Annotated in this window: 10 protein-coding genes and 3 pseudogenes; 8 read left to right on the top strand and 5 right to left on the bottom strand. The window is 60.5% G+C overall.

Translation table 11 applies throughout. The features are described from left to right. Nucleotides 1–68 precede the first annotated feature (68 nt). Together HEP69_RS22375 and bchF are read right to left on the bottom strand one after the other, a co-directional pair. On the bottom strand, nucleotides 69–1,355 hold the full coding sequence (locus tag HEP69_RS22375) for a ferredoxin:protochlorophyllide reductase (ATP-dependent) subunit N (RefSeq protein WP_290560733.1): 1,287 nt from the start codon (nucleotides 1,353–1,355) through the stop codon (nucleotides 69–71). Beyond that, a complete protein-coding gene (bchF, locus tag HEP69_RS22370; protein WP_290560732.1) occupies nucleotides 1,352–1,849 on the bottom strand; it encodes a 2-vinyl bacteriochlorophyllide hydratase in 498 nt (165 codons plus the stop codon). The genes HEP69_RS22375 and bchF overlap by 4 nt, the downstream gene beginning before the upstream one ends. A 309-nt stretch (nucleotides 1,850–2,158) precedes the next feature. Here bchF and HEP69_RS22365 point away from each other — a divergent pair, with 309 nt between their 5' ends. The 8 genes and pseudogenes from HEP69_RS22365 to HEP69_RS22330 all read left to right on the top strand — a co-directional run. Next, on the top strand, nucleotides 2,159–2,944 hold the full coding sequence (locus tag HEP69_RS22365) for a hypothetical protein (RefSeq protein ID WP_290560731.1): 786 nt from the start codon (nucleotides 2,159–2,161) through the stop codon (nucleotides 2,942–2,944). A 44-nt stretch (nucleotides 2,945–2,988) separates the two neighbouring features. After that, nucleotides 2,989–4,362, top strand: a complete 1,374-nt coding sequence (gene ppsR / locus HEP69_RS22360; RefSeq protein WP_290560730.1) for a transcriptional regulator PpsR — start codon at nucleotides 2,989–2,991, stop codon at nucleotides 4,360–4,362. 89 nt (nucleotides 4,363–4,451) lie between these two features. Further along, on the top strand, nucleotides 4,452–5,357 hold the full coding sequence (gene chlG / locus HEP69_RS22355) for a chlorophyll synthase ChlG (protein ID WP_290560729.1): 906 nt from the start codon (nucleotides 4,452–4,454) through the stop codon (nucleotides 5,355–5,357). Then, nucleotides 5,357–6,646: a BCD family MFS transporter gene (locus HEP69_RS22350; RefSeq protein ID WP_290560728.1), complete on the top strand. Its 1,290-nt coding sequence runs from the start codon at nucleotides 5,357–5,359 to the stop codon at nucleotides 6,644–6,646. Before chlG ends, HEP69_RS22350 begins: the two co-directional genes overlap by 1 nt. A 4-nt stretch (nucleotides 6,647–6,650) precedes the next feature. Then, the gene (locus tag HEP69_RS22345) at nucleotides 6,651–7,829 is read left to right on the top strand and encodes a geranylgeranyl diphosphate reductase (RefSeq protein WP_290560758.1); all 1,179 of its coding nucleotides are present in this window, start codon (nucleotides 6,651–6,653) and stop codon (nucleotides 7,827–7,829) included. After that, nucleotides 7,826–8,368, top strand: a complete 543-nt coding sequence (gene idi, locus HEP69_RS22340; protein ID WP_290560727.1) for an isopentenyl-diphosphate Delta-isomerase — start codon at nucleotides 7,826–7,828, stop codon at nucleotides 8,366–8,368. The genes HEP69_RS22345 and idi overlap by 4 nt, the downstream gene beginning before the upstream one ends. Before the next feature lie 105 nt (nucleotides 8,369–8,473). Further along, entirely contained in the window at nucleotides 8,474–9,727 is a 1,254-nt protein-coding gene (locus HEP69_RS22335; protein ID WP_290560726.1) for a flavin-dependent oxidoreductase, read from the top strand. A 73-nt stretch (nucleotides 9,728–9,800) separates the two neighbouring features. Next, nucleotides 9,801–10,549: pseudogene (locus tag HEP69_RS22330) on the top strand (IS5 family transposase); the annotation flags it as partial. 233 nt (nucleotides 10,550–10,782) lie between these two features. Here HEP69_RS22330 and istB read toward each other — a convergent pair. The 3 genes and pseudogenes from istB to HEP69_RS22315 form a co-directional block, all read right to left on the bottom strand. Further along, nucleotides 10,783–11,591: pseudogene (istB, locus tag HEP69_RS22325) on the bottom strand (IS21-like element helper ATPase IstB). Between the two features lie 118 nt (nucleotides 11,592–11,709). After that, nucleotides 11,710–12,809 (bottom strand): annotated as a pseudogene (gene istA, locus HEP69_RS22320) (IS21 family transposase); the annotation flags it as partial. An 81-nt stretch (nucleotides 12,810–12,890) separates the two neighbouring features. After that, nucleotides 12,891–13,205 (bottom strand): IS3 family transposase (locus tag HEP69_RS22315; protein ID WP_290560724.1); only part of this gene is annotated, 315 nt, incomplete at its 5' end.

Below are 13,205 nucleotides of genomic sequence, written 5' to 3'. Positions count from 1 at the left end.
AGTCGGTGCGGGAATGCGGATGGCAAATCCAATTGCGGCCGCGCACAGATGTTCTTCCAGGCACATCCTCATTCCGCGGCCTCCACCTTCAGCAGATCCGCACGCCGCACCGGGCGCGAGAAAAGACCCGCCAGATCGCCCGCCTGCTCGTAGAAATGCACTGGCGTGAACACCAGCTCGATCGCCCATTTGGTCGCCAGCCCCTCGGCCTCCAGCGGATTGGCCAGACCCAGACCGCAGACGGTCAGATCGGGGCGCGCCGCGCGGCAGCGATCCAGTTGCAGATCCACATCCTGCCCCTCGGCCAGCGTCGGCCCTTCGGCCAGCAGATCCAGATCGGGACCAACGACGCCCTTGTGGATGAAGGGCGCACCCACTTCGATCGCCTCCATCCCGCATTCGCGGGTCAGGAATCGGGCCAGGGGGATCTCCAACTGGCTGTCGGGAAAGAAAAACACCGATTTGCCGCGCAATGCCTCGGAGGCTTGCGACACCGCCTTGCGGGCGCGGGCACGCGGCGCGGCCGTCACCCGGTCGAAGGTTTCGGCGTCAACGCCGAACTCTTCGGCGATGACCCGCAACCAGGCAGTCGTGCCTTCCTCACCAAAGGGGAAGGGCGCAGGCAGATGGCGCGCGCCGCGCCGCTCAAGCGCGGCATGGGTATCGCCCAGAAACGGCTGGGTCAGCACGAAAACTGTGTTCTTGCCCACGGCCAGATCGCTGTCGGCGCGCGGGGCGGGCAACACGCGGATCGGACCGATGCCCATCTGCTCCAAGAGCGACACGGCCTGTTCTTCCACAACATCGGGCAGCGCCCCGACCAGCAGCAATTCGCGCGCCTCTGTCTGCGGCAGCACCGGCACCATGGACGCAAGGCACGCATCCTCGCCCTGGGTAAAGGTCGTCTCGATCCCGGAACCCGAGAAATTCAGGATCCGCACATGCGGCGCATGCGTCTCGCTCAGCCGTTCGGCGGCGCGTTGCAGGTCGATCTTGATCACCTCGGACGGGCAGGAGCCCACCAGAAAGAGCTGGCGGATGTCGGGGCGGCGCGACAAAAGCTCGGCCACCACGCGGTCCAGCTCTTCCTGCGCGTCCGCCAAACCGGCCAGATCCGTCTCTTCGAGGATCGCGGTACCAAAGCGGGGTTCGGCGAAAATCATCACGCCCGCCGCCGATTGCAGCAGATGCGCGCAGGTGCGCGAGCCCACGACCAGGAAAAACGCGTCCTGCATCTTGCGATGCAACCAGATGATTCCCGTCAGCCCGCAAAACACCTGGTGCTGGCCGCGCTGTTTTAGGATCGGCGTGTTCCGGCAGCCGCCGGTCTCGGCAAGGCGGGGCAGTTCGGTCATGCGGGCACCTCGCTGGCCTCGGCCTGAAGCCGGGCGGCACGGAGTTTGAGGAGGAACTGACCCGCGTTGATCACGTAGGCCGCATAGGCCGCCAGCGCGAGCCACATCAGCTCGGTCGAGGACAGCGCCCCGGCCCAAAGCGCCCAGATATAGGCGGTATGCAGCGCGATCACGAGGAAGGAAAAGACATCTTCCCAAAAAAACGCATGGGCGAAAAGGTATTGACCGAAAACGACTTTTTCCCAAATCGCCCCGGTCACCATGATCAGATAGAGAAAGCCCGTTTTGATCAGGATCGATACGGTCGCCGCCATGTATCCGTCCCCCGTCCAGAGGTAGCGGAACACCAAAACGACCGAGACCAGAAAGACCAGAAACTGAAGCGGCGCGAGGATCCCCTGGATCAGCGTCCACACCGTTTCATCGCGGCGCGCACGCTCTTCTGGCGTATAGAGCCCTTGGGCCAGCCCCTGTCCTGATTGAGCCTTTGGCAACGCCGACTCCCCCTTCGAGATTGCGGTCACATTGAGAGGGTATCTTTGGCTTACACAAAGTGTCAACTAAAACTTACACTTGCGGTTTGTCCAGTCAGGCTCGGTTAACAACCGCGTCTGAAAAGGACTGAGGAAGTCCGTTTTTTTACACGTTAACTAAGGGAAAGACCAAATCCTCGCTGAGCCACCTCCTCCAACTCAAACTGTCAATTTTCTTTGACATATGCGCTTTTGATCGGGATGCTGGGCGCGAGTCGTATGATTCACATGCGACCAAACGCGACAACCCCCGCGAAACGGGACGGCATCATGCCACATGACGATCACAGGTTTTCAACGGCTCATGGTGTAAGCGCCTTTGGCACGCTGGCGATGGAAGTCGTGTCCGTTCTGAACGCCCGCCAAGCAGCGGTCCAAGTCAATCAGGCGCGGCCCTATATCCGCAGTATTCTGGACCGCCGCTTGATGACCAAGGCATACTTCAACCCTTCGGACGCGCTGTCGGAGCTAAGGGCCCTGCGGCTGAGCGATGCGGCGATCATCGACAACTATATCCCCGAAGCGGCCAGATCCATTGGCCAGAAGTGGGCCCAGGACGAGTTGGGCTTTGCCGATGTCACGATTGCATCGGTACGACTGCAGAGCCTACTGACCGAGGTCGAGTTCCTTAACCCGGACGATCATCTCCCGGCCGAACGCACACTGGATATCCTGATCGTAGCCTGCGAGGGCGAGCAACACACCCTGGGCTGTTTCGTCGCCGCCGCGCAGCTGCGTCGGCGCGGCGCCACTGTCGAGACCATGTGCGGGCAGCCCGAGGATGTCATCCGATCACGCATCTTGCGCAATGACTATGATGCGATTTTGTTTTCCTGCTCCCGCCGTCGGCACCTTGAAACCATTTCAGGAATTGTTATTGATATAAGATCAAGGATGAGTGAACCGCCGCTGTTTGCGATTGGTGGCATCATCCTGTCAAAAACAAGAGGCATAAAACGTCTGACCGGAGCCGATCTGGTCACCAGCGACGTTGATGTGGTGGTAGAGCAGTGCGAACAAAGGCCGAAGCCCGTCCCGAAATGGGATCCAAGATGACTTCGGGCAGCTCCCCCGGAAGGAGCACCGGTCCCTCGTCGGAGATGACAACCGAGTATTTCGAGGGCATCGTCGCCGCAGCTTCGGACATTGCGCTGATCGTTGATGGAGATGGTGTCATCACCTCCGTTCTGTTGAACGACGCAAGCGACTCGTTTGGTACCCTCGACCACTGGGCAAACCGCCCGCTGATCGATTTTCTGACCGAAGAGAGCATTCCGAAATTCGCTGATGCCCATAACGCCTATCTCGCCGGTGTCGACCTTCGCAAACAGATCGAACTGAATCACCAAGACAACGCCTCGTGGGAATTCCCCGTGCGCTATACCTTTCATCGCTATGGGGACGGTGACAGCGTCTTGATGCTGGGCCGCGACCTGCGCCCGATAGCAGAGACACAGCAGCAACTGGTGCAGGCGCAGATCGCGCTGGAAAAGGGCTATGAGGCCCGCCGGGAATTTGATGCGCGATACCGTGTCCTGCTTAACAACACCCGCGACGCGATCGTGTTTGTGGCAGTGCGGGATGCCCGGGTCAAGGATATGAACGATCCCGCTGCTGCGATGCTGGGTCTGGGGCGCGAAGCGCTGGCCGGAAGCCCCTTTGTCCAGGCATTCAAGGACCGCGCCTCTGGCGAGTTGGTCGAAGCGCTTTTGAATGCCTCGATTTCCGATGGGGACGGATCGCTGGTTCTGGAAACCCGTACTGGCCGCAACAGGCTGCGCCTGTTGCCTACGGTCTTCCGCGCGGCGGGGGAACGTATCATCATGTGCCGGATTGAACCGGAGGATGAGGTCGGAACAGCCGAGGACCAGACCACCATGTCGATGGCCGCGCTGTTTCGGGATGGCAGCGACGCTTTTGTCTTTAGCGACGCCAAGGGCGTCATCACCAGCGCCAATGACAGTTTCCTGGAATTGGTTGACGCGGCCCATCTGGCCGATGTCAAAGGGCGGTCCTTGGGTGATTTCCTGCATCGTGGACAGATCGACTTGAGTATGTTGATCGAGAACTCCAAACGCAGCGGCCAAATGCGCGTGTATTCGACAAAGCTGGTCAATGATTATGGCTCAAAGCTCTCGTCCGAGATTTCTGCCACTTATATCAGTACCGGCTCACAACCGGTGGTCGCCTTCGTGATCCGCGACATCAGCCGGGTCGAGGCCGTGCGCCAAAGCGGCGCATCCACAGGAGTGGACGATTCCAGCCGAAACGTAATGGAACTCGTGGGCTCGGCCACGCTCAAAGAGATTGTGACCGAAACCACCGATGTCGTCGAAAAGATGTGCATCGAAACCGCTGTCAGCCTGACCCGCAACAACCGCGTTGCCGCGGCTGAAATGCTGGGCCTTTCGCGGCAGAGCCTTTACGTCAAGCTGCGAAAATACGGTCTGTTGAACAAGGAAAAAGACCGCTAGCCCCCTCGTTTCTGCGCCGGGACGTGCAGCTTGCCGCAGGCGGGCGTGTTTTGCTTGCGCCGACTCAATGTGTCAGCAATAGTTGACACATGAGTGTCAGCGAAACGATACCCTCACGGAGATATCCGGAACCGGTGGCGATGCTGCGGCTGATCAAGCCGATCACCTGGTTCCCGCCGATGTGGGCCTATCTGTGTGGTGTGATCTCGTCAGGCGTATCCCCGGCGGAGAATCTGCCGCTGGTCCTGCTGGGCGTGGTTCTGGCCGGCCCGATTGTCTGCGGGATGAGCCAGGCCGCCAATGACTGGTGCGATCGGCATGTAGACGCGATCAACGAGCCCGATCGCCCGATCCCCTCGGGTCGCATTCCGGGCCGCTGGGGCCTCTGGATCGCGCTGGCGATGTCGGCGATTTCGCTGGCTGTCGGCTGGCAGCTCGGCCCGTGGGGCTTCGGTGCGACAATCCTCGGTGTGCTGGCCGCCTGGGCCTACTCGGTAGAACCTGTGCGCCTGAAACGGTCCGGTTGGTGGGGGCCCGGTCTGGTCGGTCTCAGCTATGAAACGCTGCCGTGGGTGACCGGGGCTGCTGTGCTGAGTGCCGGAGCGCCATCGATGCCTGTGCTGATCGTGGCCCTTCTCTATGGTCTGGGCGCGCACGGCATCATGACCCTCAACGATTTCAAGGCTTTGGAGGGGGATCGCCAGATGGGCGTGAATTCCCTGCCGGTCACGCTGGGGCCTGAAAAGGCGGCCAAGGTTGCCTGCCTGGTGATGACGGCTCCGCAGGTCATCGTGATCGTGCTGTTGATGATGTGGGACAGGCCGTTTCATGCCGCAGGCGTCGCCGCAGTGCTGGCGCTGCAATTCTGGGCGATGACGGTGATGTTCAAGGATCCCAAGGGCAAGGCGCCCTGGTACAACGGCACGGGCGTCCTGCTTTATGTCTCAGGCATGATGATCACGGCCTTTGCCATCCGCACGCTGGAGGTGCTGTGATGCGTACGCTCAGCTGGACCGATATCGTCCGCATCGGCCTGGTCCAGATGTGTCTGGGCGCCATCGTGGTGCTGACCACATCAACGCTGAACCGGCTGATGGTGGTCGAGCTGGCCCTGCCCGCTGTGATCCCGGGATTTCTGGTGGCGCTGCATTACGGTATCCAGATCACGCGGCCCAACTGGGGGTTCCGCTCCGACACCCAGGGCAACCGCACGGCCTTTATCATTGGCGGCATGGGCGTTCTGGCGCTGGGCGGGCTGATGGCCGCCTTCGGCGTTCAGGTTCTTGAAACACGCTACGGGCCGGGCCTGGCGATCTCGATCCTGGCCTATGCGATGATCGGGATCGGCGTTGGCGCGTCGGGTACATCGCTGCTGGCACTGTTGGCAACGGCCACCGCGCCTGCGCGGCGTGCGGCGGCAGCCACGATCACCTGGCTGATGATGATCGCGGGGATCGCGATCACCGCCGGGACGGTCGGAGCGTTCCTTGATCCTTATACCCACGCGCTGCTGCTTAAGATCGTGGCTGTTGTGACGGGTGGCGCGGTCCTTCTGACAACGCTGGCCATCTGGGGGATCGAGCGGAGCGTCGATTGCTCTCCCGTGCCGCAGGACATGCCGTTTTCGCATGGTATTCGCGAGATCTGGGCCGAACGCAAGGCGCGCCATTTCACCGCTTTCGTGTTTCTGTCGATGACCGCCTATTTCATGCAGGAACTGATCCTGGAGCCCTATTCGGGCCTCGTCTTCGGTTTCACGCCAGGTCAATCCACCTCGTTGGCGGGCGCGCAAAACGGGGGCGTGTTCCTCGGCATGGTTCTGGTGGGCATCGCGGCGACAGGGCTGCGGATCGGGTCGCTCAGGTTCTGGGTCGTATCGGGATGTCTTGGGTCAGCGGTGATGCTGACAGTTATCGCAGCACTGGGTCAGCTTGGCCCCGAAGCGCCGCTGGTCCCCGCGGTGGTCGGCTTGGGTGTATTCAACGGCATGTTCGCGGTCGCGGCCATCGGATCGATGATGGCGCTGGCCGGCGAAGGCCGGGAGAGCCGCGAGGGCACGCGGATGGGCCTTTGGGGTGCCGCCCAGGCCATGGCCGCTGGCTTTGGCGGGCTGGCGGGTGCTGCGGCCGTCGATGCGATGCGCGCTGGTGTGACCAGCGACGCGGATGCCTTTGGTACCGTGTTCGTGGCCGAGGCCGCCCTTTTCGTCATTGCCGCGGCGATGGCTGTGCAGGTCATGGACCGGCGCGGCAGCCGCACAACTGAACTGGTTCCGGGAGAGTAGCATGATGTATGATGTCGTTGTCGTTGGGGGCGGTCCTTCGGGTGCCACAGCCGCCGAAGATCTGGCCCGCTCGGGCCACTCGGTTGCCCTTTTGGACCGCGAGGGGCGTATCAAGCCCTGCGGCGGCGCGATCCCGCCCCGTCTGATGTCGGATTTTCTTATCGGCGACGAACAGCTTGTGGCCAAGGTGAACACCGCGCGCATGATTTCACCGACCGGACGCATGGTCGATATTCCCATCGAAAACGGCTTTGTCGGCATGGTGGATCGCAAGGATTTCGATCCGTTCCTGCGCCGCCGCGCCGTCGATGCGGGCGCTGAATATCATGTGGGCACTTTCCTGCGGATTGACCGTGAGGGTGGCCGAACGCGCGTGATTTTTCGAGAAAAATCGTCTGGCGCGGAAAAGGAATTGTTGTGCAGGTTGATCATCGGTGCCGATGGCGCAAGGTCGCGCGTGGGCAAGGCCGAAGTCGCGGGATGGGACAAGATCCCATATGTGCTGGCATATCACGAGATCATCAAGGCCCCACCCAAGAATGACGTCTACGACCCGATCCGCTGTGACGTGATCTATGATGGCGCCATCTCCCCGGATTTCTATGGCTGGGTCTTTCCCCATGGTGACAGCGCCAGCGTCGGGATGGGCACCGGCCTGACGGATGTGGATCTCAAGAAAGCCACCGCCGATCTGCGCGCCGCCAGCGGCTTGACCGATTGCGAAACGCTGCGCCGTGAGGGCGCGCCGATCCCGCTGCACCCGCTGGACAAATGGGACAATGGCCGGGACGTTGTACTGGCAGGCGATGCGGCGGGCGTCGTCGCACCTTCCTCGGGTGAGGGCATCTACTATGCGATGGTCGCAGGCCGTGTGGCGGCCACCGCATGCGCGGCGACACTGGCTTCGGGCCGGGTCAAGAACCTGCAGTTGGCGCGCAAGCATTTCATGAAAGAGCACAAGACCGTGTTCCGGGTGTTGCAATCGATGCAGAATGCGTATTACCGATCTGACATGCGGCGCGAACGGTTCGTCTCGCTCTGCCATGACACCGACGTGCAGCGCCTGACATTCGAGGCTTACATGAACAAGAAACTGGTCAAAGCCCGCCCCATGGCCCACATCAAGATCGGTATCAAGAATCTGGCGCATCTGACCGGCCTTGTGGCGCCCGAGCGGGTATGACCATCCTGATCCCTGCCTGGGTGAACGGCCAGCTTCAACCTGTCGAAAAGCTCAAAGCGCATCGGCGCGGCCTCAAACACAAGGCCGTGTCGGTCTTTGTCCTGCGTGGGTCAGAAATCCTGATACAACGCCGGGCACTGGGCAAATACCACACGCCTGGGCTTTGGGCGAACACCTGTTGCACCCATCCAGAATGGGATGAAAAACCTGCCAGCTGCGCGGTACGTCGACTGAACGAAGAGTTGGGGATCACCGGGATCTTCCCCGAACATCGCCACCATCTGGAATACCGTGCCGAGGTCGGCAACGGGTTGATCGAACACGAAGTGGTCGATGTCTATCTCGCCCGTGCCCCCCATGGCATGCCGATAACGCCAAACCGGGATGAGGTGATGGAGACCCGCTGGATCAACTACCGCGATCTGGAGACCGAGATTGCATTGCATCCGGATCGCTTCACGCCTTGGCTCAAGATCTACATGAAAGACTATTCGGACAGAATTTTTGGATCCGATCTGATCGCCGCTGCGCGGGCGTAACGGTCGGATATTTTTCGTATTTTTAGCGAGAAGAAGATACGGGTCACGCTCTTGATCCCCGGCTGCGCGCCTGATTGACTGGGGCGCAGGAAGGTGAGAGATGCTATGACCGTTTTGATCGCTGGTGGCGGGATCGCCGGACTGAGCCTTGGGCTGACATTGCACCAGATCGGCGTCCCGTTCCGCGTTTTCGAGGCCACCCGCACGATCCGCCCCCTGGGCGTGGGCATCAATATCCAACCCAACGCAGTACGCGAGCTTTTCGATCTGGGGCTGACTGACCTGTTGGACCGGATCGGGGTCCGCACACGGCAATACGGGTTCTACTCCAAGTTGGGCAAAACAATCTGGGAGGAGCCCCGCGGGACTTGGGCCGGCTATGACTGGCCGCAATACTCCATCCATCGCGGTGAATTGCAGATGCTGCTCTATCAGACTTTGCTGGACCGCGCGGGCCCGGATTGCGTCGTGACCGGTGCGCGCGCGGTGGCGTTTGAGAACACTGGCTCAGGTGCTGTGCTGCACCTGGAGACCGGTCGGATCGAGGGTGGCCTGATTGTGGCCGCCGATGGCATTCATTCAGCCTTGCGCGCGCAAATGTACCCGCAAGAGGGACCACCCATCTGGGATGGGGCGGTGCTCTGGAGGGCGACATCTCTTGCTGCGCCGTTTTTTGGCGGCGGCGCGATGGCGTTGATCGGGCATGACACACAACGGCTGGTGGCCTATCCGATCTCTGACCCGGATCCCGAGACCGGGCAGGTCACGATGAACTGGATCGCAGAGAAGCGGATCAATCCCGCCCAAGGCTGGAACAAGGAAGACTGGAACCGCACAGCCAACATCGCCGATTTCCGCCCCGATTTCGAGGAGTGGCGATTTGACTGGCTCGATGTGCCCCGGCTGATCGACAGCGCCGAGGAGGTCTTTGAATACCCCATGGTCGACCGTGACCCGCTGGAGCGCTGGACCCATGGCCATGTGACGCTGATGGGGGATGCGGCTCACCCGACCTATCCGGTGGGATCCAACGGCGCCGGCCAGGCAATCATCGACGCGCGCCAGATCGGCGCCTGTGTGCTGGAGCATGGGGTTACCCGGGCTGCGCTTGAGGCCTACGAGGCCGGGATGCGCCCGATCACCACGAGCGTCAGTCTGGCCAATCGCGGCAGTGGACCCGACGCGATCCTGCAACGGGTTGAGAACCTCTGCGGTGGCGATTTCGAAGTGATCGAGGATGTGATTGCGCGGGCCGATCTGGCAGCTCATGCCAAAAAATACAAGTCCCTGGCCGGATTCTCGGTCGATGCGTTGAATGCCAAACCGCCCCTGATCGCCAAGGGTGCCCGGATCGCCTAGGTCACATACCCATTAACAGGATTCCCAAATCAACCGAGTTGTGATTCACGTCTGCCAAGAGGAGGTGGTGAGCATGGCGCTTTTGGATCTGACGGATTTCGAATGGCCGATCATTCAACCTTCGTTGCCGCAGAAGTCTCGGGGCGTGAAGCGGGTGGATGATCGGCGCGTGCTGAACGGCATTTTCTGACGGCTGAGGACTGGTGCCCCCTGGGCCGACATTCCAGCGCGATGCAGGCCGCATACGACCTGCGTGAACCGGTTGAACCGATGGCGGAAGGCGGGTATTTGGGCGATGCTTTTACAGGCTGTATCAGAGGCTTACGAGGGCGACATCCAGATGATGGACAGCTCATCCATCCGGGTTCATCAACATGGGGCAAACGGCCCAAAAAAGGGGGGCGATCCGGTTGCATGGGTCGCTCGGGCGGTGGCCTGACGACGAAGATTCATGCGCTGGTGGATGCCATTGGCCGTCCGATCCTGCTCAAGCTGACAGACGGTCAGGCCCATGATAGCCGTTCGGCGCACGACATGTTCAAAAGCGTGACTGCCGGGACAACGCGTCTGGCGGATCGTGCCTATGACAGCGATGCCTTGCGTGAAGCGCTTGCCGCCCGTGGCACATGCGCCAACATCCGCCCCATGCCAAACCGAGTGAACATCCCCACTTTTGACCGGACCGCCTATAAACTGCGCAATCAGGTTGAAAGGTTCTTCAGCAAACTCAAACACTTCCGCGCAGTCGCCACCAGATACGACAAACGTGACGACAACTACCTCGCCTCCGTGCAACTCGCTTCATTGCGCATCTGGTTGCGAACGTATGAGTCGGTGACCTCGGGCGGCTCAGATCTTCTGGGAATCGGACTGGGGTTCCCAATTGGCTTCGATTGTAATTCAGAATCCATACCGGTGAGGGAGGCCAGCGTGGATGACAAAGCCCTGTTCGAATGACCTCAGAGAACGGGTGGCGGCTGCGATGCAACGGGTCTGCCTGTTATTTTCGGTGAGAAGTGACCCGGTATTTTCACCGAGATTTGACCCGCCTTTGTTTATGTCTCAGCGGTCATGTTTTGGTCAATGCTGGCATCTCTTTTTTTTGTTTTCAGTGCCGCCTCGGAACTGGCTTTGAAGCGGTAGCTATCGTTGCCGGTTTCCAGGATGTGGCAGCGGTGTGTGAGCCTGTCGAGAAGCGCGGTGGTCATCTCTTGGCACCGCCGAAGACCTGGGCCCATTCTGAGAAGCTGAGGTTTGTGGTGGTGGCGACGCTGGTGCGCGCATAGTGTTTGCTCGACAGATGGAATAGGAGCGCGCCACCGGATGAACTGAACGGCAGGTAGCCGAGTTTGTCGAGTATGACCAAGTCGATCTTGGTCAGCATCTGGGCCAATTTGTCGGTCTTTCCGAGCGCTGTTGCCTGCTCCAGGACGTTGACGAGTTCCACGGTCGAGTAGAAACGGACTTTGCATCTGTGATGTTCGATGGCCTGAACGCCAATGTCTGTTGCAATGTGGCCCGTGCCCGTGCCGGGCCCGCCGATCAGGACGACATTCTCGACGTTTTCCATGAAGGTACCACGGTGCAGCTGGCGGACGGTGGCTTCATTGACCTCGCTGGATTTGAAGTCCAAGCCTGCGAGGTCCTTGTAGGACGGGAAGCGTGCCACCTTGGTTTGGTAGGCGAATGAGCGGACTTCGCGCTCTGCAATCTCGGTCTTGAGCAGTTGGGACAAAATTGGCGTTGCTGCTTCGAACGCTGGTGCGCCCTGGGCGACCAGATCATCGACGGCCTGCGCCATGCCATGCAGTTTGAGGCTGCGGAGCATGATCACGATCGAAGCGCCTGCTGGAGCATGAGGCATGGCGCTTTTCCCCGGCCCGTCTCAGGTCATCATAGCGATCGACATTGGCCTGCGGCACCATGTCGAAGGCCAGAGCCTCTGGTGGGGGGTAGACCTCTCGCAAGTCTGTCTGCTTCTGTTCGATCAGCCTGTGCAGGAGGTTCAGGACATGCGTCTTGGTGGGCCCTCCCGCATCCAACGCCAGTTTCACAGTAGACGGAACGGCGTCTTCATCGTGTTGCAAAACCAATGACAAGATATCGACCATCTCCCGATCACCGCCTTCCTTGCGCAAGATATGTCCCTGCAGGCGGCGAAAGGCGTCGGGCATCTCGATGAGCAGAGCACCATTGCACACGGCGCCGGGTTTGCATTGGATGACAGCCAGATAGGGTCACCAATCATAGATGACCCTGCCTGGCTGGTGGTGCGACCGCTTGTTGATGCGGTCATGGGTACAAACGGTTTGGCCTTCCGCCACTACGACCAGCCGTTCGGGGTAGACGTGCAGACTGATACGGCGGTTCGCGAAGCTGGCCGGAACGCTGTAGCGATTGCATTCGAAAGTCATCAAGCATGTCGGCGACACACGCTTGCTGTGCTCGACAAATCCGTCGAAGGTCGGCGACAACACCATCAATGCGGGTTCTCTGCCTCCCAGAGATCGGCGATCGTGCCAGGCAGGTCCCGGTGCTTTGTCTCGGTCCATAGCGCAATACAGCGATCTTCCAGCCACTGGTTAAGCTCGTGTAGATATTTGAAGACGGGCATGACCTGCCGCAGGCGATTCCGAGCGTCCTGAACGGTCTTCTCAACTTGGCATTTCTCCCATCCGGCTGCCGGGTTGCAGATCTCCGGATCAAAGACGTAGTGGCGAGCCCTGGCCTGGAAGCGGGCGTTGACGTCCCGCTGCTTGCCTTTGCCAACACGATCAACGGCAGTCCTCATGTTGTCATAAATCCCGTGGCCGGGCACGTCGACGAACACGCGGAATGCGTGCCAGTGGGCGTCGAATGGCATCTCATGCGCTTGCAGCGGGTAAGCCCGCACCAGAAACGCCCGGCTGCGGGACGGCTTGATATGGGCCACCTGCAGCTTGATCCGCTCGCCGCAGATATTGGCCCAGCCCTCGCTCCAATCGAAGTGGAACGCCTCCCCCGGCTGGAGTACCAACGGAACGTAGGTGCAGCGCCCGGTTGTCTGCTCCGCCCGGTGCCGATCCGCACGCCAGGCGCGGGCCAGACAGAGAACGGTTTGACTTTGAGGAGTCATGGTTCGTCTGTAGACCTGTCACGGTTTGATGCCGCTCCCGGTGCTCGTTTAGGCCAGCTTTCGTTCGAAGGCGACGGGGCTTTTCCAGCGCAGTGCTGAGTGGCTTCGGCGTGGATTGTAGAACCCGTTGATGTATTCGAAGATCGCCCTTTCAGCCTGCCTCCGTCTGTCCCATGATCGCCGCCAGATCAGCTTGGCCTTGATGGTTTTGAAGAAGGTCTCGCAGGCTGCGTTGTCGCCGCAATTGCACTTGCAGCTCTTCGGTACCTTGAAGCAGGACATGCGTGGGTACACAGTGCGAACGGCTTTCGGTGCCGCGATCGTCGGCGGGGGGGTGCACTTGTGCGTGTTGCGGAAAGCCGG

It is taken from the genome of Aestuariivita sp. (assembly GCF_021404545.1).
Lineage (GTDB): Bacteria > Pseudomonadota > Alphaproteobacteria > Rhodobacterales > Rhodobacteraceae > Aestuariivita.
The sequence above is the reverse complement of the archived record's forward strand: the minus strand, read 5'-3'. Positions and strand labels throughout refer to the sequence as shown.